13 protein-coding genes are annotated in these 21,563 nt (G+C 70.3%); 6 read left to right on the plus strand and 7 right to left on the minus strand.

Annotated features, from left to right (window positions below; genetic code table 11):
* Positions 1-39: 39 nt before the first annotated feature.
* The 4 genes from ACFDS6_RS05290 to ACFDS6_RS05305 are packed head-to-tail and all read right to left on the minus strand — an operon-like array spanning position 40 to position 7,046.
* Positions 40-1,920, minus strand: a complete 1,881-nt coding sequence (locus tag ACFDS6_RS05290; RefSeq protein ID WP_375271107.1) for an NPCBM/NEW2 domain-containing protein — start codon at positions 1,918-1,920, stop codon at positions 40-42.
* Positions 1,921-1,952: 32 nt separating this feature from the next.
* Entirely contained in the window at positions 1,953-4,640 is a 2,688-nt protein-coding gene (locus ACFDS6_RS05295; RefSeq protein ID WP_375271070.1) for a glycoside hydrolase family 3 N-terminal domain-containing protein, read from the minus strand.
* A 46-nt stretch (positions 4,641-4,686) separates the two neighbouring features.
* Positions 4,687-6,639 carry a sialate O-acetylesterase gene (locus ACFDS6_RS05300; RefSeq protein WP_375271071.1) on the minus strand — a complete coding sequence of 651 codons (1,953 nt, stop codon included), beginning with the start codon at positions 6,637-6,639 and terminating at the stop codon, positions 4,687-4,689.
* Positions 6,640-6,659: 20 nt separating this feature from the next.
* On the minus strand, positions 6,660-7,046 hold the full coding sequence (locus tag ACFDS6_RS05305; protein WP_375271072.1) for a hypothetical protein: 387 nt from the start codon (positions 7,044-7,046) through the stop codon (positions 6,660-6,662).
* A 546-nt stretch (positions 7,047-7,592) separates the two neighbouring features.
* Between ACFDS6_RS05305 and ACFDS6_RS05310 the strand changes: the two genes are divergently transcribed.
* From ACFDS6_RS05310 to ACFDS6_RS05325, 4 genes are all read left to right on the plus strand, one after another.
* On the plus strand, positions 7,593-8,069 hold the full coding sequence (locus tag ACFDS6_RS05310; RefSeq protein WP_375271073.1) for a cupin domain-containing protein: 477 nt from the start codon (positions 7,593-7,595) through the stop codon (positions 8,067-8,069).
* 39 nt (positions 8,070-8,108) lie between these two features.
* A complete protein-coding gene (locus ACFDS6_RS05315; RefSeq protein ID WP_375271074.1) occupies positions 8,109-9,728 on the plus strand; it encodes a DUF5597 domain-containing protein in 1,620 nt (539 codons plus the stop codon).
* Between the two features lie 34 nt (positions 9,729-9,762).
* Entirely contained in the window at positions 9,763-12,654 is a 2,892-nt protein-coding gene (locus ACFDS6_RS05320) for a TIM-barrel domain-containing protein (protein ID WP_375271075.1), read from the plus strand.
* A 116-nt stretch (positions 12,655-12,770) separates the two neighbouring features.
* Complete coding sequence (locus ACFDS6_RS05325; protein ID WP_375271076.1) at positions 12,771-13,532, plus strand: ThuA domain-containing protein; 762 nt, start codon at positions 12,771-12,773, stop codon at positions 13,530-13,532.
* 54 nt (positions 13,533-13,586) lie between these two features.
* Here ACFDS6_RS05325 and ACFDS6_RS05330 read toward each other — a convergent pair whose 3' ends face one another.
* The 3 genes from ACFDS6_RS05330 to ACFDS6_RS05340 are packed head-to-tail and all read right to left on the minus strand — an operon-like array spanning position 13,587 to position 17,834.
* Positions 13,587-14,648 carry a lipocalin-like domain-containing protein gene (locus tag ACFDS6_RS05330; RefSeq protein ID WP_375271077.1) on the minus strand — a complete coding sequence of 354 codons (1,062 nt, stop codon included), beginning with the start codon at positions 14,646-14,648 and terminating at the stop codon, positions 13,587-13,589.
* A complete protein-coding gene (locus ACFDS6_RS05335) occupies positions 14,648-17,173 on the minus strand; it encodes an FtsX-like permease family protein (protein ID WP_375271078.1) in 2,526 nt (841 codons plus the stop codon). The genes ACFDS6_RS05330 and ACFDS6_RS05335 overlap by 1 nt, the downstream gene beginning before the upstream one ends.
* Complete coding sequence (locus tag ACFDS6_RS05340) at positions 17,166-17,834, minus strand: ABC transporter ATP-binding protein (protein WP_375271079.1); 669 nt, start codon at positions 17,832-17,834, stop codon at positions 17,166-17,168. Before ACFDS6_RS05340 ends, ACFDS6_RS05335 begins: the two co-directional genes overlap by 8 nt.
* A gap of 138 nt (positions 17,835-17,972) precedes the next feature.
* Here ACFDS6_RS05340 and ACFDS6_RS05345 point away from each other — a divergent pair, with 138 nt between their 5' ends.
* Both ACFDS6_RS05345 and ACFDS6_RS05350 read left to right on the plus strand, forming a co-directional pair.
* Positions 17,973-19,865: a CocE/NonD family hydrolase gene (locus tag ACFDS6_RS05345; RefSeq protein ID WP_375271080.1), complete on the plus strand. Its 1,893-nt coding sequence runs from the start codon at positions 17,973-17,975 to the stop codon at positions 19,863-19,865.
* Between the two features lie 99 nt (positions 19,866-19,964).
* On the plus strand, positions 19,965-21,563 hold the full coding sequence (locus tag ACFDS6_RS05350) for an alpha-amylase family glycosyl hydrolase (RefSeq protein ID WP_375271081.1): 1,599 nt from the start codon (positions 19,965-19,967) through the stop codon (positions 21,561-21,563).

A 21,563-nucleotide genomic window follows, 5' to 3' on the forward strand; every position in this document is an offset into this window, starting at 1 on the left:
GGTGAACGCTGCCACGGGACCGCGCACCCGCCGGCGGGATCACCGCAGCAGCGCGGCGTCCGCCCAGATCGCGGGGGCGGGGCGTGCACCGGGCGATGCACCGTTCGCGCGCGCGACCAGCTCGACGATCCTGACACCGCGGACGTCGGCGGTGAGCGGCGCGGCCGCGTCGCCGAACGCCATCGCGCGCGACCGCGCGAGCAGCCGGCCATCGCCCCAGACCTCGAACGTGGTCGTGCCCGAGCCGGGCTGACCCGAGTCGTTGATCCCGACCTGCGCGGCGAAGCGCGTATAGTCCTGGTTGCGCACCTCCAGCCGCGAGTTCGACAGCACGCCGATCCCGGTGTCATATTCCTTGCCCGCGACGCGCATCAGCTTGCCGTACGGTGCCCGATCGACCTCCGCGCCGCCCCAGCCGCCATATTGCGGGTGCTCGCCCGTGCCGCGCGTACCGATCCACGGCGTGATCGAGTGGTGGATGGTCGGATCGGGCTCGGGCACCACCACGCCGTCCACCGCCGCATTGACGCGGCCGGTCAGCTCGGACAGGTAGCGCCCCTGCGGTAGGCGGCGGGTACCCGATACGCGGAAGATGCGCGTCTCGTGCGCCGCGAGCGTCAGCGGCAGTTCGTCGCGGAACGTCTGCGTAGCCTTGCTCCACAGGTCGCGCAGGCGCACGTCCGCCGCCGGGTTTAGCTTCAACTGCGCGGCGGTAAGCATCGCCTTGACCGGCGCGGCGGTGCGGTTGAACACCGCCACGGCCTTGTCGCCGTCGGCCAGCGTCTTGACCAGGATCTGAACCTCGTCCGAATCGTAGGCGAGCACCGCCTGATTGCCGGCCGCGTCCTGGTTCAGCGCGACGATGTCGGCATTGCCGAAGATCGCCTGCAACTGCGGCGTCAGCGCGCGCAGGTCGTAGCCGATGATCAGCGGCGCGTTGACCATCGCCCACAAGGCGAGGTGCGAGCGCGCTTCGGTCAGGTGCGCCGCGTCGAAGTCGCCCTTGCCGACGAACAGCATGTCGGGATCGTTCCACGAGCCCGGATGCGCGTAGAGCGCGCGGTGCGTGACCGTGTCGAAGTTGGTCAGCATCCGCGCCCACACCGGCTGTATGTCGTCGCTGGTGCGCGACATGTTGCCGACGTCCTTGCCCCAGGCACGCACGTTGCCCGCCCCCCACAGGCACAAAGCGTAGACGTAATCGCGTCCCGCCGCGTGGATGCGCAGCGCCGCGTGCACCTGCTCGTAGAGCGCGCGGATGCCCGCCACGTCCGATCCGCCGAGCGACTGCATGTCGACCAGCGGCGGCAGCGCGCGGTACATTCCGGAGCGCACGCGCGGCGCATCCGCGGGCAGGCCGCGCGCGCCGCAGCCGTCGACCTTGATGAAGTCGAAGTTCCAGTCGGCGAAATACAGTCGGATGTCCTGATCGACGTGGCCGTACAGGCCGACCTCGCGCTCGGCGACGCTGCCCTCGGGCTGGTTCTTGAAATCGGGCGTGTAGATCTGGCCGCAGCTGTTGCGCCCGATGTCGGAGTAGATCCCCGTCTTCAGCCCCATCGCGTGCAGGCGGTCGGTGAGCGGGCGGAAGCTCGGGTCCGAGCCGGTCGCGGCGGATGGGAAGTGGCTGGTGCGGATCAGCATCCGTCCGTCGGGCTGACGCCGCTTGAGCCACCAGCCGTCGTCGATCACGACGTAGCGATAGCCGAGCGCCGCCAGCTTGGTGTCGACCAGCGCGCGTGCCGAGGCGAGCACCTTCTCCTCGTCGACGTCGCTGTTGAACGCGTTCCACGAGTTCCAGCCCATCGGCGGCAGGGGGGCGCTGCCCTCGGTATTGGCGCTCCAGCGGCCGGTCGCGGCGAGCGGATCGGTGCCTTGCGCGGTGGCGATCGACGCGGCGGACAGCCCCGCCAGCAGCATCGTCGCGAGTGCGCGGCGGATCGAGCGCGCGCTCACTTCGGCAACTCCGCCGACTGGCGGGCGGTAAAGGCGGCCGACTGGAACGGCGCGCCGGTGCCCGGCTGTCCCGCGCCCACCGTCACGCGGTAGCTGCCGCCCGCGACCGAACGCGCCCCAGCGGGTGTCACCGAACTGAGGTCCCGCGGGGAGAGCGCGAACGCGACCTCGCGCGTCTCTCCGGGGCGCAGCGCGACGCGGCGGAACCCGCGCAGTGCGATGCGCGGCACGCCGGGGCGATCGGGAAAGGTCAGGTACAATTGCGCCACTTCCTCGCCCGCGCGGTCGCCGCGGTTGCTCACCCGCGTGGTCACGCGCACGCCCGCTTCGGCGCCGCCGCGCGCCGGCGTTACCGTCAGCGGCGCGTAGTCGAACCGCGTGTAGCTCAGCCCGTGGCCGAACGGATAGACCGGCGTTCCGGTGAAGTAGCGATAGGTGCGCCCGTTCATCGCATAGTCGCCGAACGGCGGTAGGTCCGCGATGCTGCGATAGAAGGTGAGCGGCAGGCGCCCGGAGGGGTTGGTGCGACCGGTCAGGATGTTGGCGGCCGCCGCGCCGCCCGTTTCGCCGGGATACCATGCCTCAAGGATGGCGGCGGCATTGTCCTTCGCCCACGCGAGGTTGATCGGGCTACCGTTCATCGCGACGAGCACGATCGGCTTGCTGGTGGCGCGCGCGGCCTCCAGCATCGCGATCTGGTCCGCCGACAGGTCGAGCGTGGTCTTGTCCCCGCCCGCGAAGCCGGGCACCGAAACGCCCGTTTCCTCCGCCTCCAGGTCGGAAGTCAGCCCGATCACCGCAACCAGCACGTCCGCCGCGGCGGCGGCGCGACGCAGGTCGGCCACGGGCGTGCGCGACACGCGTTTCCACACCAGATCGACGCCGCTTCCCTCGACCCGGATCGCGTAGCGGCGACCACCCTGCAGATCGAGCGTGATCATGCCGGGCAGGTCGTTCCAGCGCGCCTTGCGCCGGTCCGACACCATGCGGCCGTCGAGCGTCATCGTCCCGCCCGCACCCGACAACCCGACGCGGTAGGTGCCGCTCTCGGGCGGCACCAGGAAACCGGTCCACTCGGTGCGGTGCACGTCGGCGACCTTCGGCAAATCGAGGTTGCGGTCGCCCACATCCGGCTCGATCCGCGTGGCGACGGGCGTGGTCTGGTACTTGGCCGCGGCGATCAGCTTCTCGCGCGTGCCGGGCGCGAAGCGCGTCGGCATCGGCGTGGCGGGATTGAAGTAGCGCGCGAGCACGCCGGGCTTGCCGTCGGGCGTTCGCAACGCGGCGGTCGGCACGCGATCGCCGTCGGTCACCGACTCGCCAAACGGCACCAGCGACACCTGCGTGGTCCCGAGCGCGCCCTGCAGTCCCTCCAGCACCGACACCGGCTGCCCGGACAGCGGCGACGAGTAGTTGCCGCGCAGCACGCGCGTCGCGTCGCCCAGCGGACCGACCACCGCGATCTTCACGCCGGGTCTGAAGGGCAGCACGCCGTCGTTCTTGAGCAGCACCATCGACCGCTCGGCCGCGGCCAGCGCCAGGCGGCGATGCTCGGGCGCGCCGACCATGCTGGCGGGCACCGCACCGCGCGCGCCGGCCAGCCCGGGCAGGTCGCCGACGCGGTAGCGCGCCGCGAACAGGCGGACGAGGCTGCGATCGATGTCGGCCTCGGTGATCAGCCCGCGACGCAGCGCCTCGCGGTAGCGGTCCTCCAGCCCGACCGTGTCGTTCAGCGTCTCGGTGTTGCACTCGTTGTCGACGCCCGCGCGCAGCGCCGCGGCGACGGCGGTGGCGCCGTCTGGAGCATATTTGTGGTTGTCGGCGATATCCTTCACCGCGTCGCAGTCGGACACGACGTAGCCGGTGAACCCCCAGGCGCCGCGCAGATGATCCTTCAGCAGCAGGTCGCTGGCGCAGGCGGGCTGGCCGTCGATCCGGTTATAGGCGCACATCACCGATCCCGCGCGTGCCTCGACCAGCGCGGCGCGGAACGCGGGCAGGTAGGTATCCTCCAGATCGTGCGCGGAGACGAAGACGTTGGCCTGGTGGCGCGTGCCCTCGGGTCCGCTGTGCACCGCGAAATGCTTGGGGGTCGCGATCACCTGCGGCCGGTCGGGGTTCGGCCCCTGCATGCCCGTCACGAACGCGACGCCCATCTGGGCGGTCAGGTACGGGTCCTCGCCGTAGGTCTCCTGGCCCCGGCCCCAGCGCGGATCGCGAAAGATGTTGATGTTGGGCGACCAGGTGTCGAGCCCGGTGCCGATCCGTCCGTTGCGCCCGGTCTGCCGCCCGAGCGTGTGCAGGCCGCGCACCTCGGTGCCGATCGCGCCCGCGACGTCGTGGACCAGCGGTGCGTCGAACGTCGCGGCGAGACCGATCGGCTCGGGGAAGTTCGTCGCGGCGAGCGGCCCCAGCGCGCCGTGGAGCGACTCGGTCCACCAATTGTATGCCGGCACGCCGAGCCGCGTGATAGCCGGCGCGACGTTCAGCATCTGCGACAGCTTCTCCTCGCGCGTCATGCGCGCCACGATCGCGCGCGCCAGCGTCTCGGCTCCGTCGCCACGTTGCGCCCCAAATGGCCGGGCAGGGGTATCTGCCGTCGAAGTCGTGATCGGTGCCGCTGCGGTCAGCGCCGGGATCGCCGCTGTCGTCGCCAGCAGCACCGCGCCGATGGTTGCGCGCATGGTCGTCATCTCCCGCTCGGGGCGCGTCACGCGCCGGTCATGATCGTCACGGCGTGCTCGTCACCGGCACCTCGAACGTGCCGACCGGCAGCCCGGCCTCGTCGGCTAGGTTGGTGACCGGCGCGTCGGCCCAGGCGTAGCGGACGCGGGTGACCGGACGGCCGTCGCCCGGCAACGTCATCTCGCTGCCCGACACGCTCCCCATCGCGTAGCGGCACGTGTCGACACCCGCGCCGCACAATTCGAACCCGATCGCCCGCGCCGCACTGCGCACGTGCAGCGCGCCGGTGACGCCGGTGAAGTGTAGCGTGACGCCACCGTCGGCGCTCGCGCGCGCCGCGGCGATCGCGGGTCCGGACGGCGCGATCGGCTCGCGGTAGACTGCGGCGCGCATCACGCGGGCGAGCCGCTGCCCGACCTCGTGCTTCTCGCCCGGATGGATGTCGAGCGGATCGCCGAGGTCGAGCGCCACCGCGATGCCCGCGTGCGCGTCGGCGGCAGCGACGCGGCGCTGCGCGTCCCGCACGTCGGCCCATCCGCTCTCGCCCGGCTGGATGGCGGGAGCGCCGTAGTTGGCGAGCTGGACGATCGCGAAGCCCGTGTCCGGCGTGCCGAACCGACGTCGCCAGTCGGCGATCAGCGCGGACAGCCGCCGATCGTAGCCCGGAATGCCGGTGTCCGACTCGCCCTGGTACCAGGCGACGCCGGCGAGCTGGATCAGGCCGAGCGGCGCGATCATCGCGTTGTACAGCGTGCCCGCGCCGTTGATGTCGTCCCACGGCACGCGCGGCGCGGCACCGGAGAGGCGCTTCGCCACCGCGTAGCGCCACCCGTCGCCGATCGCGACGCTGCTGCCATCGGCGAAGGACAGCCGCATCGTCTCCGCCGGGCCGGTCATCCCGCCATAGGCGTACACGTCGTCGTCGTTGACGGTGATGACGTTGCGGCCCGCCTTCAACGTACCCGCGGGCAGCGCGTAGACGCGCGACGCCGAAGCGAGGCTGCTGCCGCCGACGCCGACGCCGTTGACCCAGGTTCGATCGGCATCGTCGACGCGGCCCAGCACCAGCGTCGCCGCACCGCGCGCCTGCTCGGCGGTCACGTCGACCGTGCGCTGATACCACAGCATGCCGTTATAGTCGGCGAGCTCGGGCACGCCCCAAGTCTCGAAGTTGGTCATCGCCGGCACCGGGCGCCAGTCGAGCGCCGCGTCCGGTTGCCACGGTTCGCGACCCGCCGCGTCGCCCGACCCGGCGCGCCACCACCTTTCCCAGATGGACGACGCCTGGCGGTTCGCCGCCGCCGGGTCGCGCGCGTAGAGCCGCAGCAGGTCGGCGGGCGCGGCCATACCCGCCTCGCGCAGCGCCGGATCGCTCATCCACGCGCTGATCCGCGAGCCACCCCAGCTGGAATGAATCGCGCCGATCGGCACGTCGGCGCTGCGGCGCAGCGCCTGCACCATGTAGAAGCACGCGGCGGAGAAGCCGGGCACGCTCGACGGCCCTGCCACCGTCCACTCCGGTTGAGCGTCGAACCGCGCGGCCGGGCTGGCGGCGGAGACCTTGGCAACGGTCAGCAACCGCAGCTTCTCGTCGCCCTCGGGATGCGCGTCTGGGATCAGGTCCTGCGCCTGCGACACCTGCAATTCCATGTTGCTCTGCCCCGAACACAGGAACACGTCGCCGATCAGCAGGTCGTGCAGTGCCATCGCCCCGCTCGGCGCCGCGATCGTCAGGTCGTAGGGGCCACCCGCCGACATCGCGGGCAGGCGCGCGTCGAACCGCCCGGCCTTGTCGGTGCGCGCGGTCACGCTGCGATCCGCCAGCGATATCATCACCGTCTCGTTCGGCGCGGCCCGCCCGGTAAGCGCGATCGGTCGTCCGCGCTGGATCACCGCGTGATCGCTCACCACCCCGTCGAGTTGCGGCGCGGCCAGCGCCGGCATCGTTCCCGCGAGAAGCACTGCGCCTAGGCTCAGGCGGGCGAGGGTGGTCGGCATGGATGGGAGCTTTCGGTTGGTCAAAGCGGCTGCATCCCGTGCTGGACGATGCGCTCGATCAGCTGGCGGTGCGTCGGCAAACTGCGCGTCAGGCGCTCGGTGTTGAGCTGGTTCGCGCGCCGCGCCCGACGCGCCACCGCGGTATCGCGCTCGATCGTGCCCGGCGGCAACGCGGTCCGCGCACCCATGCCGTAGAGAACATGGCTGGCGAAACGGAACACCTCGTTGGCAATCAACACCACCTTGCCCGTACGATTTCGGATCGATTTCGAGCTCGCAGCCAGGCGGAAGCCGGAGCGGTCGAATTGATTGTGGCAGTCGCTATTGATCGAGGCGCGGGTCGGCACGCTGCCTGAACCCGATTGCTCGATCGACACGCCGGAAGGGCACGGCCGGCTGCCGCGCATTCGGCTGCCTGGCGGTGCTGTTCCAAAGGTTGCACCGATCCTGTGCCGTTGCCCGGCTCGCCTAGGCCAGCGCGGTAAGGCTGATGGCGTCGGCAGGAAGGCCGTTCCGCTTAGACGAATGGCGGGTTCCGGATCGCGTGCGAACGTCATGCTGCGTTTCTTCATCCCCTCACGCCAACCTGCTTCTCGCCTTCTATCGCGGCATATTGGCAGGTCTTCGATCCGGTAGCATCCCGAACCAATCGCGGTAGCGCTCCCATAGAGAGCACGGTCACGGCCTACAGTCAATTGCAGCGCGGCGAGCGGGTGGGAACGTCGCACGTCGATGCAACAGCGACGAGCGGGTGGGAACGTCGCACGTCGATGCAACAGCGACGAGCGTCTTCGAGGGAAATGAAGCGCTGGCGAGCGTGATGGTTGTCCGTTCTATGATCGGTGAACATCGCGGTTCCGGTTGCTCGTATTTCCCACGTGCTACGACCATCGAACGGATTGAACCTGTCCGACAAGTGCGCCACTCCTGACCGTCAACGTGGAGGGACGCCGATGACCATGCTGCGATTGCCTTGGCTGATATTCGCCGCGTCGTTGCTCGCCGCTGGTCCCGCGATCGCGCAGACCGCGCCCGCTCAAATGGCGAGCGCGGCGGAGATACGCGCGAAGGTCGCGGCGATGGCGGCGCGCATGGGGAAGAGCAGCTTCGCGTACGAACCGCTCGTTAGCGACGGGCGCACGGTCGCGGCGCTCGAATATTGGAAAGCGCCGGGCAAGCCCGCGGTCCATCCCGACGAGGCCGAGTACGCGATCGTCATAGAGGGAGCGGGCACGCTCGTGTCCGGCGGCACGATGGCGGACGCGAAGGAAACGCGGTCCGGGCTGGTGGAGGGCAGTCGCATCGACGGCGGAACAACCCGTCGGCTCGCGACCGGCGACGTGATCCTCGTTCCCGCAGGCGTGCCGCACTGGTTCGGGATCGACGGCAAGCTGGTGCTCCTGGGAATGAAGCTGCCGACCGCGCGGTAGCGGCGAAGCGGCATGGTGTTCCCGAGCGGAAGGGGTCGGATGAAGCTTCTGAGAACGGGCGCGGCGCTGCTGGCGCTCGCCGCCGCCTCGGCGCTCGACGCGCAGGACACCGGGCGCACCGACCTGCCCCGGCTGGAGAGCAGGGGCGGCCGTCACGCCTTGGTCGTCGACGGCGCGCCTTATCTGATGCTCGCGGCGCAGGCGAACAATTCGAGCAATTACCCCGCGATGCTCGATCGGGTCTGGCCGACGCTGGACCGCATCAACGCCAACACGCTGGAGATGCCGATCGCGTGGCAGCAGGTCGAACCAGTCGAGGGACGGTTCGATTTCTCGTTCCTGCAAGCATTGCTCGATGGAGCGCGCGCGCACCGCAAGCGCGTGGTGCTGCTGTGGTTCGGCACCTTGAAGAACACCGGCTATTCCTACACGCCCGATTGGGTGAAGCTGGACCCCGGCCGGTTCCCGCGCATGAAGACGCGCGCGGGCGAGGATCACGACGTGCTGAGCGCGCACGGCGACCAGACCCGTGCCGCCGACACCCGCGCCTTCGTCAAGGTCATGGAATACCTGCGCGACCACGACGCGCAGAACACCGTAATCCTGGTCCAGCCGGAGAACGAGACGGGCAGCTACCGCAACCCGCGCGATTACGGCGCGACGGCCAATCGGCTGTTCGCGCAGCCGATCCCGCCGGCGCTCGCCCGCCGAACCGGCAAGTCGGGCACCTGGGCGCAGGCATTCGGCGCGCAGGCCGATCGCGTGTTCAACACCTGGTACGTCGCCTCCTACGTCAACGCGGTCGCCGCCGCGGGGAAGAAGGCCAAGCCGCTGCCGATGTACGTCAACGCGTCGCTCGCGGGACCGTCAAACGTGCCCGATCCCGACGGCGTGGCGAGTGGCGGGCCGCAGCAGGACGTGCTCGACATCTGGAAGGCGGCCGCGCCCGCCATCGACTTCGCCGCGCCCGACATCTACGATCGCAAGTCGGCGAACGTCGCCCAGTATCTCGACAAATACGCGCGCCCCGACAACGCGCTGATGGTGCCGGAGATCGGCAACGCGCGCGAGTTCGCGCGCTTCTTCTACCCGACGATCGGGCGCGGCGGGATCGGCTTCGCGCCGTTCGGCATGGATGACACGGGCTATTTCAACTACCCGCTGGGCTCCGACCGTCTTGACGCGGAGACGCTCGACGCCTTCGCGCTGCCGTACGAGGCGATTGGCTCGATCATGCGCGACTGGGCGCGGATCGCCGCCACTCGCCCCACCTGGGGCGCGGCCAAACCCGACAACGGCGCCGCGGTGTCGACCACCCTCGGCGGCTGGAAGATTTCCGGCAGCTGGGGCGAGTGGCAGTTCGGCCGGAAAGAATGGGCCTGGCTGAAGTCCGAACCCCCGCCCTGGGCGACGCAGCCGGTCGGCGGTTTCGCCGTCGCGCACATGTCCGACACGGAGTTCCTGCTGGTCGGCGACCACGTCCGCGTCCGCTTCGAGCCGCAGGATCCGCGCGACATGGTGTTGCGGGTCGAGGAGGGGACGTTTGCGGACGCCCGCTGGGTGACCAGGCGCGTGTGGAACGGCGACCAGACCGATTACGGCATCAACCTGGTCGATCGACCGCAGGTGTTGAAAATCACGACGGGCCGCGCGCGCTGACGCGCGGACCCGACGATTGGGGAGGGGTATAACAGTGAACAGGGTTCTTCTCGCGACGCTGCTGACCGGCAGCGCGATCGTCGCGCCCGCCGCAGGACAGACCGGAGTGCGGGCCGCGGCACAGGCCGGCGTGCAGCGGATCGCGGGCGGCGTGGCGGTGACGCCGGCGTCGGGTCCGTCCGCGCGGGTCGCGGTCACGGTCCACGGCGACGGGATCATGCACGTGGTGGCGACGCCGCGCAGGCTGGCGACCGGGCCGCTCGCGCCGAGCCTGATGGCGCCCGATCCGCCCGCCGCCGGTGCGTTCACGGTGCGCGAGCAGGACGGCTACGTCACCGTCGCCGCCGCGCGCGCGTCGGCGCAGATCGCGCTCGCGACCGGCGAGGTCCGCTTCCTCGACGCAGGCGGCAAGGTGCTGTTGAACGAGGCCGGGGCGACCACCTTCGGCCGCACGACCGCCGACGGCAAGCCGTTCGTCACCGTGTCGCAGCAGTTCAACCGCGGCACCGACGAGGGCGTGTACGGCCTGGGCCAGCACCAGAACGCCTACATGGACAATCTGGGCGAGGACGTCGAACTCGCGCAGCACAACATGGACATCGGCGTGCCGTTCATGGTCTCGACCAAGGGCTACGGCCTGTTGTGGGACAACAATTCGATCACCCGCTTCGGCAATCCCGAACCGTACAAGCTGGTGGGTGAGGGGATGACGGTCACGTCGGGCGGCAAACCGGGCTGGCGCGCGCAATATTTCCTCGACGGCAAGCCGGTCGTCACGCGCCAGGAAGCGACGATCAACTACCAGTATATCAAGGATCAGGCGAACTGGCCCGCGGCTGCCAAGGCAAACACCGAGGCGTCGACCGGTGGCCAGAACACCGCGGGCAATGCGGTGCAGAAGCAGACGGTGATCTGGACCGGCGACGTCATGCCGGCCAGCACCGGCACGCACCGCTTCCAGCTCTACGGATCGAGCTATTTCAAGGTGTTCGTCGACGGCAAGGAAGTGCTCGATCGCTGGCGCCAGAACTGGAACCCGTGGTACGCGAACTTCAACGTGCCGATGACCGCCGGCAAGGCGGCGTCGGTGCGGATCGAGTGGGAGCCGAACGCGGGCTATATCGCGCTGCTCCACAGCGATCCGCTCGCACCCGCCGACCGCAAGTCGATCTGGTTCACCAGCGAGGTCGGCCAGGCCAAGAACTACTGGTTCATTCCCGGCAGCAGCATCGACGGCGCGATCGCGGGCTATCGCCAGCTGACCGGCAAGGCGGAGATGATGCCCAAATGGGCGTACGGCTTCTGGCAGTCGCGCCAGCGTTACGAGACGGCAGACGAACTGACCGGCGTGGTGGCGAAATACCGTGAGCTGAACATCCCGCTCGACAATATCGTGCTCGACTGGCGCTACTGGCGCGACGACGATTGGGGCAGCCACCGGTTCGATCCCACGCGCTTCCCCGATCCAAAGGCGATGATCGACGCGGTGCACGCCGACAACGCGCACTTCATGATCTCGGTATGGCCCAAATTCTATCCCACGACCGATAACTACAAGCAGCTGAATGCGGCTGGCGCGGTGTATCAGGGCAATCTGAAGCTCGGCAGCAAGGACTGGGTCGGCCCCGGCTACGCCAACACCTTCTACGATCCCTATTCGCCCGCGGGTCGGCGCATCTTCTGGCAACAGATCGAGGATCGCATCGCCAAGCTCGGCGCCGATGCGTGGTGGGCGGACGCGAGCGAGCCCGACATGCATTCGAACCAGTCGATCGCGGAGCGCATCATCACCATGGGCCCGACCGCGATCGGCCCCGCGGCGCAGTATTTCAACAGCTACCCGCTGATGAACGCGCGCTCGTTCTACGACGGCTGGGCCGCGTTCAAGCCCGACGTCCGCCCGTTCCTGCTGACGCGGTCCGGGTTCGGCGGGCTGCAGCGCTACGGCGCGGCGATCTGGTCGGGCGACGTGGCGAGCCGCTGGTTCGACCTCAAGGCGCAGATATCGGCCGGGGTGAACGCGTCGATGTCGGGCATCCCCAACTGGACCCACGACATCGGCGGCTTCGCGCTGGAGGATCGCTACGCCAGCAAGACGCCGGGCGCCGCCGACCTGGACGAGTGGCGCGAGCTCAACCTGCGCTGGTTCCAGTTCGGCGCGTTCAGCCCGCTGTTTCGCAGCCACGGCGAGTATCCGTACCGCGAAATCTACGAGATCAGCCCCGAAGGCTCGCCGATGCGCGCGTCGATGCTGTGGTACGACCAGCTGCGTTATCGGCTGATGCCGTACATCTACACAGTCGGTGCCGACACCTATATGAAAGACGGCAGCATCATGCGAGCGCTCGCGGCCGATTTCCCGAGCGACGTCGCCGCGCGCAAGCTGAACGACGAGTATCTGTTCGGCGACGCGTTCCTGGTCGCGCCCGTCACCGACTACAAGGCGCGCCAGCGGCAGGTGTACTTCCCCGGGACCGCGCGCTGGTACGATTTCTCGACCGGCCAGGCGTATCGCGGCGGGCAGAGCGCGACCGTCGCCGCGCCGTTCGAGCGGATGCCGCTGTTCGTCCGCGCCGGCGCGATCGTGCCGATGGGGCCGGTGATGCAGTACGTCGACCAGGATCGTGCCGCGCCGCTGACCATCACCGTCTACACCGGGGCGGACGGGCAGTTCTCGCTCTACGAGGACGACGGCACCAGCGAGCAGTACAAGAAGGGCGCGTTTTCCCGCATCCCGATCCGCTACGACGATCGCACCGGCGCGGTGACGCTCGGCGCGCGCGAGGGCAGCGGCTGGGCCGGAATGCCCGCCAGCCGGCAGGTGCGCGTCCGCTGGGTCAGCGAGGGCAAGCCGGTCGGCGACGACGGTGCCTTCGACGCGGCGGCGACCTATAGCGGCAAGCCGGTGACGATCGCGCGACGATAGGCCGCGCGCGCAATGAGGCAGCAGCGCGGCAGCGATTATGGGCGACCATGGTCTAATGTTCCCGCGTCGCCCGCCCTGCTACTCGTCCGATCGTTCGGGCAGCTGGAGGAACGAGAATGCGGCGATTGTTACTCGCGGCCGTGGCAAGCATCGCCGCGACGACGGCCGGGGCGGACCCGCAGTACAAGCTGCTCGTCCTCGCGATGCCCAGCAAATATCACTACGAGTACATCCCGGTCGCGCGCGACGAAATGAAGCGGCTCGCCGAACTCCACGCCTTCGACATGGAATGGACGCGCGATCCCAAGATGCTGGAGCAGGACCTGAGCGGCTATGCCGCGGTGATGCTGCTCAACACGCCCGTCGAGGAACTCGACGCGGCGGCGCGGCGCGGGTTCGAGCGCTACATGAACGCGGGCGGCAACGCGATGCTGGTGCACCGCGCCGCCATCTCCGCGCCCGGCAATTGGACGTGGTACGAGAAACTGGTCGGGCGCACCGTGGGTAACCACCCGATGCTGCAGACCGGCGTGGTGACGGTCGCCGACAAGCGGTTCCCCGCGACCTTCGCGCTGCCCGACCGATGGGTGTGGAGCGACGAATTCTACACCACGACCAATCCGTACAAGGTGCGGATCAACACCGTCCTGAGCGTCGACGAGAAGAGCTACGATCCGACGAAGATCTGGCCGGGGCAGGTGTCGAAGCCGATGGGGCCGGATCACCCGATCGCCTGGTACCAGCGCTACGGCCGAGGGCGGGTGTTCGTCACCACCTTGGGTCACAACGGCGCGACCTACCGCGACGAGCGGTATCTCGCTCACCTGATGGGCGGCCTTTACTGGACCGCGACGGGGTTGGGGATGACGCCGTCCTAACCTTTCTCGCACGTCGCGGCGGCGCGCGGGGCAGGGCGGCTATCATCGGCGGGCCTACATGCGAAGATCGCTGGCGTAGCCGGTCAGCTCGAGATAGCCGCGCCCGCCCGCGGTGCTGACCGCGCCTTCCCAGTAGACCGGCTGCCCCGCGGCGCGCGCGTCGACCTCCTGGTCGGCGAAGACTGGTTGCAGGCGAAAGCGCTTTACGCCCTCGGGCAAGCGAATGCTGACCACCTGCGCCACCGGGTAACGCGCCCCGGTCCGGCGCGAGCGCCACGTCGCGGTCGGGGTGAAGGAAACATCGCCGGGGTCGAGCCGGGTCACCCGCCCGTCCGCGCGGCGGAACGAACCGCCTGCCCACAGCACGCCGCCACCCTTGCGGCGGATGCGGAACGCCATCAGCGCGCTGCCGTCGTCGAGGTTGAGCCCGGTCCAGTCCCACCCGGCCGCCGCGGGTGCGAGATAATCGGACGACCACTCGCGGTCGAGCCACGCCTCGCCGGTCACGCGCTCGGACCGGCCCGCGCGGACGATGCGCCCGGTCACCGCCAGGTGCGGCATCGAGTAATAATAGCTTGCCTGCTCTGGTTTCGGACCCTTGCGGCTGTACCCGTTCTCGCCCTGGAGCAGCGGCGACTGCGTCGCGCGGAACGCGAGGTCGAGCGCGAAGTCGGCGCCCGCGACGCGCGTGGTGAAACGTCCGTCACGCGCCCGGCGAAAGGTCCAGCCGTTCAGTCGCACGTCGGCGTCCCCGGTCGCCGCGCCCGCCAGCCCGAACCCCGCGCGCGCCGCGCGCTCGGCGTGGAGGATGCGCCCGACCGCGGGATCGGACAGCGCGGCGTGCGCGAAGATCACCTGGCGCGGGGCGAACCGGCTCGGATTGTCGGTGCCGGCGTGCGGGTTGACGCGGAAGAAGGTCACCTGGAACCCGCGCGGCCGTCCGTCGGTCCCCTTCACCCAGCCGGTGACGTACCACCATTCGGTCCGGAACGCGGGATGCGCGCCGTGGTCGGCGGGAAAGGCTAGGCGTATGCCGGGTCGGACGACCGGGTAGGGCGGCGCGGCGGCGAGCCCGGCGAGCCCGGCGAGCGCGGCGGCGGCGAGCAGCGCGCGCATCACCAATCCTCCCTGACCGCGGCGATCGCCTCGGTCGCGGTCGCGCGCCGGCCCGCGATGATCGCGGTCAGCGTCGCCGCGCCGGTCAGCGCCGCGGTCACCCCGACGATCGTGCCGACCGGCCAGCGCGTCGTCATGGTCCAGTTGAACGACTGCGGGTTGATGACGTGGATCAGCACCTGCCCGAGCAGCACGCCCAGCGCGACGCCCGCCACCGCGCCGATCAACCCCAGCAATGCACCTTCCACCGCCAACATCTCGGTAATCTGCCCCCGCGTCAGCCCCAGGTGCCGCAACATGCCGAACTCCTTGGCGCGCGCGATCGTCTGCGCCGACATCGTGGCGGCGACGCCGGCCAGCCCGACCAGGATCGCGACTGCCTCCAGCACGTAGGTGATCGCGAAGCTGCGGTCGAACAATCCCAGCGCGAAGCGGCGGAGCGTCGCCGGCTCTGCGATCGATACGCCGGCGGGCAGCACGGCCGTCATCCGCCCGCGCAGGGTCGCCGCGTCGGTGCCGGGCGCCAGCGTGACCGCCACCTCGTCGCGGCGGCGGTCGCCGGTCAGTCGGACGTAGTCGCGGTTGCGGATGACGATGGCGCCCTGCTGCCGGGCGTAGTCGCGCCACACGCCCGCGACCCGGAACGTGGTGCTTCGTCCTCCGATCGGCAGCGCGACCGCGCGACCGGGCGTCCAGCCGTACAGCCGGGCGGCAGGCTCCGACACCCAGATCGGCGTCGCGCCGGCGGGCACCGGCGCGCGGTCGATGAGCACCAGCGACGGATCGCGCGCGCCCTCGCGCACCGGTCGCGCGATCAGCGTCACCGGGGGGCGGTCGGCGGCGATCGACAGCGGCAGCTGGCGGCTGAACGCGACCTCGCCGACGCCGGGCAGCGCCGCGATCCGGCGCTGCGTCGCTCCGTCCAGCGCGGCACCGTCGGCGCGAAGGTAGAGGTCGGCCGACAGCACCTGCGTCAGCCACTCGTCCACGGCGCCGCGGAAACTGGTCACCATCGTCGCCATCGCGATCATCAGCGCGGTGGAGGCGACGATGCCGCACAAGGCGATGGCGGCCTGACCCGGCGCGCCTTGAACGTGGCGCAGCGCCAGCGCGCGCGGCACGCCCGCGATCTCGCGCGTCCGCCACGGCGCGAGCACCCATCGCACCAGCCACGGCACGCCCGCCACGCCGCCCGCGAGCAGCAGCGCCATCGCGACGAACCCGAACACCGGCAGCCCCGCCACCGCCGGCAGCAGCGCGGCCGCACCGCCCGCGAGGAGCAGCAGCAGCGCCGCGCGCCACCGCACCGGTGCGCGCGGGTCGAGCAGGTCGCCCGCGTTCTTCAGCGCGGCGGCGGGCGCGGCACGCGCGGCGGCGCGCGCGGGCAGGATGCTGCCGAGCATCGCCGCCGCCAGCCCGAGCAGGAAGAAGCTCGCCGCTGCGACCGGCTGGAACACGACCGCCGCGCTCCCACTTGCGAAGTACCCGCCACCCAGGTCGCCGCCGAACCATCGCAGCGCCAGCGCCGCCAGCGCGTAGCCCGCCGCGAGCCCCAAGGCGGCACCGACCACGCCGATGACCGCACCTTCCAGCGCGACCGCGGCGATGATCCCGCCGCGCGGCAGGCCGAGCGTGCGGATCAGCGCGAACGCGCGCAGCCGGCGCGCCACCGACAGCGACTGCGCGGAGAACACCAGGAACCCGCCGGTCAGCAGCGCGACCAGCGCGAGCATGTCGAGGTTGACGCGGTACGCGCGGCTGAGCGCATTGCCCTGTTGTGCCTCGCTCTGCGTGGTGGCGACGACCGCGTTCGCGCCGATCAGGCCGGGCAGCGCGGCCTCGGCGGCGGCGCGATCGTCGACCTTCAGGTCGAGCCGATCGAGCCGGCCCAGCCGATCGAACCGCCACTGCGCCGCGGCGATGTCGATCGTGCCGATCGCCTGTCCGTCCGCCACGCCGGGCAGGGTCCCTGCGACGACGAACGATGCAGCGCGCCTGTTGGCGGTGACGACGACCCGCTGCCGGACACGCGCGCCCGTCGCCGTCATCACGGCGCGCGAGAGGAACAAGGCGTCGGCGGCGAACACGTCGTCGCCTCCGGCGTCCGGCCCGGTCGCGCGCGCGCCGATCAGGCCCGGCGTGACCGCGGCAGCGCGGATGACGTCGAGCCCCAGCAAGGTGAACGCGCCGCGTCCCGGCCGATCCCCGATGCGCGCCGACAGGCTGACCACCGGGCTGGCGTCGGCGACCCCCGCGGCGGTCGCGACCCGCGGGTAGAGCTGCTCGTCGAATCCGAGCGGGGAGCGTGCGCGCACCCGCAGGTCGGCGGCGCCGTTGACCCCGCTCACCGCCTGCTCGAACGAGGCGAGCGCCGATCCGTTGACCAGGTGCACCGCGAAGCCGAGCGCCACGCCGACCGCGATCGCGATCGCGATGGCGGCGAAGCGTCCCGGATGCCAGCGCCACTCGCCCGCGACCAGCCAGCCGATCGCGAGCCTCGACCGGAGCAGCCCGGGCTCAGCCACCGCCCACCATTGCGTCGCGCGGCGGCGCGGTCAGGCCCGACCGGGTCAGGGTCAGCACGCGGTCGGCGACGGCGGCGGTGGCGGCCGAGTGCGTGACGATCACCGCCGCCGCGCCGCGCGACCTAACGGCGCGCGCGAACAGGTCGAGGACACGCCGCGCGGTGTCGGGATCGAGGTTGCCGGTCGGCTCGTCGGCCAGGATCACCGCCGGCTGATGGACCAGCGCGCGCGCGATCGCCACGCGCTGCAACTCGCCCCCGGACAGGTCGCGCGCGTAGTCGCGTCCGCGCGTCCCCAGCCCGACCTCGCCCAGCATCTCGCCCGCCCGCGCCCGCGCGGCCGTAGCATCTGGTGCGATCAGCGCGAGCGGCAGCGCGACATTCTGCTCGAGCGTCAGGTAGGGCAGGATGTGAAAGGCCTGGAACACGAAGCCGATCCGCTCGCGCCGCAGCCGCGTCCGCGCCGCCTCGTCCAGCGGCGCCAGCGCGACCCCCCCGACGCGCACGTCGCCGGCATCGGCGTCGTCCAGCCCGGCCAGGATGTTGAGCAGCGTCGACTTGCCCACGCCCGACTCGCCGGTGATCGCGACGAGCTCTCCCGGGTCGATCGCCATCGCCAGGTCGGCGAACAGCCGCCGGTCGCCGCCGACCGTCTTGGTCAAACCAATTACCTCGATCGCGCGCATTGCCGCTGAACGAGCGACGCCCGACTTCGGTCCGCGCGCGTGCCCGTTGACGCAGCCCGCCGGACGCGGCTTAGATCGGCTACCCAGCGCCGCGAAACAGGAGAGACCGCGCCGATGAACGCAATCGCCAAGCTGCTCGGTGCGGCCGCCGCCGTGTCGCTCGCCGCCGCCGCGCCCGCGCAGGATTACGCCAAATATTCCGACGCCGCGATCGCGCGCGAGCTGGCGCAGAAGGCAAGCGTGGAGATGATCGCCATGGTGCCGATGCGCGACGGTGTCGGGCTCGCCACCAACATCTACCGTCCGGCGAATGCCAGGGGGCCGCTGCCGACGGTCCTGTGGAAGACCCCGTACAACGAACTCGCCTACAAGACCGCGACCAGCCGCCGCGCGCTGGAGGCGGTGAAGCGCGGCTACGCCTTCGTCGTGCAGAGCGAGCGCGGCCGCTATTTCTCCGAAGGCAAATACGAGATCCTCGGCTTGCCGCAGACCGACGGCTACGACACGCTGACCTGGATCGCCAAGCAGCCGTGGTCGAACGGCAAGGTCGGCACGCTCGGCTGCTCGTCGTCGGCGGAATGGCAGCTGGCGCTGGCGGGGATGAACCATCCCGCGCACGCCGCGATGGTGCCGATGGCGTCGGGCGCGGGGATCGGCAAGGTCGGCGCGTTCGAGGAACAGGGCAATTGGTACACCGGCGGCGTGCCGCGCACGTTGTTCCACGTCTGGCTGTACGGGATCGACAATCCGTTGCGCGCCCAATTGCCGCATGGACTCGACCAGCCGACGCGCGCGCGCATCGCGCGGTACAACGATCTCGACGCCAAGAAGCCCGAGGTGAACTGGCCGACGCAGATCAAGCATCTGCCCTATGCCGACCTGCTCAAGGATCTGGGCGAGCCGCCGGCGACGTTCGAGCAGTTCACCGCGCGCAAGGGACCCGCCGATCCGGCGTGGCGCACGGGCGGGCTGTACCACGACGATAAGGGCTGGGGCGTGCCTGCCTTGTGGTTCAACAGCTGGTACGACGTGTCGATCGGGCCGAACATGGCGCTGTTCAACCACGCGCGCGCGGTGAAGTCCGACGCGGAAGCGAGCGCGAACCAGTACGTCGTCGTCGCGCCCAACACGCATTGCGCCTTCTCCAGGCTGGGTCCGAATTTCACCTCGGGCGACCGCGAGCTGGGCGACACCAGCTTCGACGTCGACGGGCAGGTCTGGGCCTTTTTCGACCGCTGGTTGAAGGGCGAGCGGCAGGCGTTCCCCCCGACCACGCCGGCGGTGCGCTACTACAACATGGGGGCGAACCGCTGGACCAGTGCCGCGCAGTGGCCGCCCGCGGGCACGACGACGATGCGGCTCTACCTGCGCTCGGGCGGGCGCGCCAACGGACTGGCGGGCGACGGGCGCCTCGACGCGGCCGCGCCGCCCGCGGGTGAGACCGCGGATCGCTTCACCTACGATCCCGCGGACCCGGTGCAGACGATCGGCGGCGGCGATTGCTGCAACGGCGGGCTGGTGACGGCGGGTGCGTTCGACCAGCGAGTGATCGAGGCGCGCGATGACGTCTTGGTCTATACCAGCGACGCGCTGACGCAGCCGACCGACGTGACCGGCTTCGTGCAGGCGGTGCTGAAGGTGTCGTCGGACGCACTCGACACCGACTTCGCGGTCAAGCTGGTCGACGTCGCGCCCGATGGTACCGCCTATATACTGGGCGACACGATCCTGCGCGCGCGCTACCGCGACGGCTTCGCGCAACCGGTGATGATGGCGAAGGGTCAGGTGTACACGCTGAAGCCGACGCCGATCACGACCAGCAACACCTTCCTGCCCGGGCACCGGATCCGCGTCGAGGTGACCTCGTCCAACTTCCCCAAGTTCGTGCGCAACCTGAACACCGGCGGCGACAATGAGCGGGAGACGCGGATGGTGGTCGCGCACAACCAGGTCCATCACGCGGGCGACGCGTCATCGTACATCGACCTGCCCGTGCTGCGCCGTTGATCGGGCGGGGCGGTCGGCCGTGATCGCAAGGGCAGGTCACGGCCGAGTGCCAGCCTTTGCGTTGAAGGCGGTCACCTTGGGCGTGCTAGGCACGGCGACATGACGCTCGCTCACGATGATGTCCCTTGGTGGCAGCGCGGCACGATCTACCAGATCTACCCGCGCTCCTTCGCCGACGCGAACGGCGACGGTGTCGGCGACCTTGAAGGTGTTGAGGCGCATCTCGACCACGTCCAGGCGCTCGGCGTGGACGCGATCTGGCTGTCGCCGATCTTCCCCTCGCCGATGGCGGACTTCGGCTACGACGTCGCCGATTACTGCGACGTGTCGCCGCTGTTCGGCGATCTCGCCGCGTTCGACCGGCTGATCGCGGCGGTCCACGCGCGCGGGTTGAAGCTGCTGCTCGACTTCGTGCCGAACCATTCCTCCGACCAGCATCCCTGGTTCCAGGCGAGCCGGTCGTCGCGGGATGATCCGAAGCGCGACTGGTACATCTGGCGCGATCCCGCCTCCGACGGTGGGCCGCCGAACAACTGGATCAGCGATTTCGGCGGATCGTCGTGGGAATATGACGCGGCGACCGGCCAATATTACCTCCACGCTTTCCTGAAGCAGCAGCCCGACCTCAACTGGCGCAACCCCGATCTGCGCGCGGCGATGACCGACGTGCTGCGATTCTGGTTCGATCGCGGCGTCGACGGCTTCCGCATCGACGTGCTATGGCACATCGTGAAGGCGGAGGGGTTGCCCGACAATCCGCCGAACCCGGCGTGGCACGCGGGGATCACCGAGCGCGATCGCTTGATCCAGCTGCACTCGACCGACCAGCCCGAGGCGCACGCGATCGCCGCCGAGTTCCGAGCGCTCGCCGACAGCTACGGCGCGCGGGTGCTGGTCGGTGAGATATTCCTGCCGAACGATCGTCTCGCGCGCTGGCACGGCACGCCCGCGCGGCCGGAGGTGCACCTGCCGTTCAACTTCGCGCTGATCGAGACGCCGTGGCACGCCGATACGCTCGCGCGCGTGATCGACGCGTACGAGCGCTCGATCCCCGCGCACGGCTGGCCCAATTGGGTGATCGGCAGCCACGACGCGCCGCGGATCGCCGCGCGGGTGGGCGAGGCGCAGGCACGCGTGGCCGCGATGCTGCTGCTCACCTTGCGCGGCACGCCGACGCTCTACCAGGGCGACGAGATCGGCATCGGGCCGGTGACGATCCCGCCCGACCGCATCCGCGACCCGCAGCATTTCCGCCAGCCGACGCTCGACATCGGGCGCGACCGGTCGCGCACGCCGATGGCGTGGGACGATGGCGCGAACGCGGGGTTCGGCAGCGGCGAGCCGTGGCTGCCGCTCCACGACGACTGGCGGACTCGCAACGTCGCGGTGCAATCGCGTGACGCGGCGTCGATGCTATCGCTCTACCGCGACCTCCTGGCGCTACGACGGCGGACGCCGGCCTTGTCGATCGGCGGCTACGCGCCCGCGATGTCGGACGAGGACGTGCTCGCGTTCGAGCGGACGTACGGCGAGGAACGATTGCTGGTCGTGCTCAACCTGTCGGCCTCGCCGCGACGCTTGATCCTGCCGCGTGGAACCGCCATCGCCGCCGTCATGCAATCGACCCGCCCGACGCGCGCCGGCGACGCGACGCTCGCACCCGACGAGGGTCTGATCCTCGAGCTGAGGCCGGCGTGA

Origin of the sequence: Sphingomonas sp. (assembly GCF_042095875.1) — a bacterium.
GTDB lineage: Bacteria > Pseudomonadota > Alphaproteobacteria > Sphingomonadales > Sphingomonadaceae > Sphingomonas.

Excerpts from the sequence above, each read along its gene's own strand:
- ACFDS6_RS05290 (WP_375271107.1), bottom strand. The coding sequence starts at position 1,920 with ATGCTGCTGGCGGGGCTGTCCGCCGCGTCGATCGCCACCGCGCAAGGC.
- ACFDS6_RS05295 (WP_375271070.1), bottom strand. The coding sequence starts at position 4,640 with ATGCGCGCAACCATCGGCGCGGTGCTGCTGGCGACGACAGCGGCGATC.
- ACFDS6_RS05300 (WP_375271071.1), bottom strand. The coding sequence starts at position 6,639 with ATGCCGACCACCCTCGCCCGCCTGAGCCTAGGCGCAGTGCTTCTCGCG.
- ACFDS6_RS05305 (WP_375271072.1), bottom strand. The coding sequence starts at position 7,046 with ATGCGCGGCAGCCGGCCGTGCCCTTCCGGCGTGTCGATCGAGCAATCG.
- ACFDS6_RS05310 (WP_375271073.1), top strand. The coding sequence starts at position 7,593 with ATGACCATGCTGCGATTGCCTTGGCTGATATTCGCCGCGTCGTTGCTC.
- ACFDS6_RS05315 (WP_375271074.1), top strand. The coding sequence starts at position 8,109 with ATGAAGCTTCTGAGAACGGGCGCGGCGCTGCTGGCGCTCGCCGCCGCC.
- ACFDS6_RS05325 (WP_375271076.1), top strand. The coding sequence starts at position 12,771 with ATGCGGCGATTGTTACTCGCGGCCGTGGCAAGCATCGCCGCGACGACG.
- ACFDS6_RS05330 (WP_375271077.1), bottom strand. The coding sequence starts at position 14,648 with ATGCGCGCGCTGCTCGCCGCCGCCGCGCTCGCCGGGCTCGCCGGGCTC.
- ACFDS6_RS05345 (WP_375271080.1), top strand. The coding sequence starts at position 17,973 with ATGAACGCAATCGCCAAGCTGCTCGGTGCGGCCGCCGCCGTGTCGCTC.
- ACFDS6_RS05350 (WP_375271081.1), top strand. The coding sequence starts at position 19,965 with ATGACGCTCGCTCACGATGATGTCCCTTGGTGGCAGCGCGGCACGATC.